Below are 271 nucleotides of genomic sequence, written 5' to 3' on the forward strand. Positions count from 1 at the left end.
GGACAGCGCGCCGAACCGGCGCCATCCCCCGGCTGACATCAGTCCGGCGAGGATGGATGCAGTGCGGTGCTCCCCCTCCGGCAGCCTTCGTGTGGACTGACTCGCGAGCGAGAGCCAGGAGACGTCGACCTCGTTCGTGAAGCCCATGGCGCCGTGCAGTTGGTGCGCCGCGCGCATGGTCGTGGCTGCCGCCTTCTGCGAGGCGAGACGCAGCGCGACCGCCTCGGCGAGGACAGCCCTCTCATCCGACTCTTCGGCGATCGTCCAGAGC

The 271-nt window shown here is 69.7% G+C and carries 1 protein-coding gene; it reads right to left on the bottom strand.

The genetic code is table 11. The features are described from left to right. Positions 1-271, bottom strand: a 271-nt coding sequence (locus SB660_RS20740) for an acyl-CoA dehydrogenase family protein (RefSeq protein WP_410584233.1), incomplete at both ends; no start/stop codon positions are given.

This window comes from Bacillus sp. SIMBA_005 (assembly GCF_046535585.1).
In the GTDB taxonomy this organism is placed as follows: domain Bacteria; phylum Bacillota; class Bacilli; order Bacillales; family Bacillaceae; genus Bacillus; species Bacillus pumilus.